We start from the raw sequence: 1,462 nt of genomic DNA, 5'->3' as shown, positions 1-1,462 counted from the left end.
GGCTCTTCCGGTTTTAGAGTGCATTGATTAGTTCGCCGGGGGTTCGGGCGTGGCACAAGATATTGGGGTCCTTGGCTTTGTAGGAATAAGGGTGTCTAATCCATCCGTACAAACCAAGGACCTACTGTGCAGCCTAACGGAAATGTCATCGTCGATACCATCTGCCGCACCGCAGAACTAGGAGTTACTATCACCGGGGCCGCAGAACACGGCGATGTCACCGTCATCGAAGCCGAGCCCGTCGAGCCCATCAATGAATGCCCCACGTGCGGTCAGCCTGGAGTATTCCGCGACCACGTCATCCGCAGCCTGGTCGATCTGCCCATCGTCGGCCACCCAACACGCCTTCATGTGCGCCTTCCACGCTACCGGTGCACCAACAAGCGCTGCTTGCAGAAGATCTTCCGCGCGGGCCTTACCTGCGCGCCCGACAATTCAAAGACCACGGACAGGGTGACCCGCTGGATACTGCAACGACTCTGCCTAGATCGGATGAGCGTTGCCGCTGCAGCCAAGTCATTAGGCCTGGGGTGGGATACCACCAACGCCTTGGCCTTAGCCGCTGTCCAGGACTTGATCTACAACGACGAGCACTACCTCGACGGGGTCAAGGTCATCGGTGTTGATGAGCATCGCTGGTCGCACAACCGACGCACATGGCGCGACGGATACGTCACCGTCATCGTTGATATGACCGACCACCACGACAAGGATGGAAACGTCATCCGCCCCGCTCGGCTTCTTGACGTTGTCCCAGGCAGAAGCGCTGACGCGTTACGAACATGGCTGAATAATCACAGCGAGCAGTTCCGCGATCAGGTCAAGATCATCAGCATGGACGGCTTCCAAGGCTATGCCACCGCCGCTGGCGAAGTCATTCCCAACGCCACCCAAGTCATGGACCCGTTCCACGTTGTACGCCTGGCCGGTGACAAGCTCACCAAGTGCCGCGCCAGGCTCCAGTTAGAAACAACAGGCCGACGTGGCCGCAGCAAAGACCCGCTCTACCGCAACCGGAAAACTCTGTTGACCACCGAGGGCTTGCTCACCGACAAGCAGCGCGGGAGGCTTGAGGAACTGTTTGACTTCGACGACGACTACGCGCCGCTACAAGAGACCTGGACCTACTACCAACAAGTCATAAGCTGCTACAACAATCCCAACAAGCAAGCAGCCAAGAAAGCCATGAGCACGCTCATTGACACGCTTGTTGACATCAAAGACGCCGGGATCGCTGAGATCGCGCAGCTAGGCAGGACCATGAACAAACGCCGCAAGGACATCCTCGCCTACTTCGACCACGGAGTATCCAACGGACCTGTCGAAGCGATTAACGGTCGGTTGGAATTCCTACGCGGCATCGCCCTGGGATTCCGCAACCTCGACCACTACATATTGCGGTGCCTGATTCACGCCGCCAACATCCGACACAAAATCAATGCACTCTAAAACCGGAAGAGCC

Annotated in this window: 1 protein-coding gene; it reads left to right on the top strand. The window is 57.6% G+C overall.

The features are described 5' to 3' along the window. Window positions 1-126: 126 nt before the first annotated feature. Complete coding sequence (locus HMPREF3227_RS01640; RefSeq protein ID WP_066509688.1) at window positions 127-1,449, top strand: ISL3 family transposase; 1,323 nt, start codon at window positions 127-129, stop codon at window positions 1,447-1,449. The last annotated feature ends 13 nt before the right edge of the window (window positions 1,450-1,462 follow it).

The organism is Corynebacterium sp. CMW7794 (assembly GCF_001563605.1).
In the GTDB taxonomy this organism is placed as follows: Bacteria; Actinomycetota; Actinomycetes; order Mycobacteriales; family Mycobacteriaceae; genus Corynebacterium; species Corynebacterium phoceense.
The sequence above is the reverse complement of the archived record's forward strand: the minus strand, read 5'-3'. Positions and strand labels throughout refer to the sequence as shown.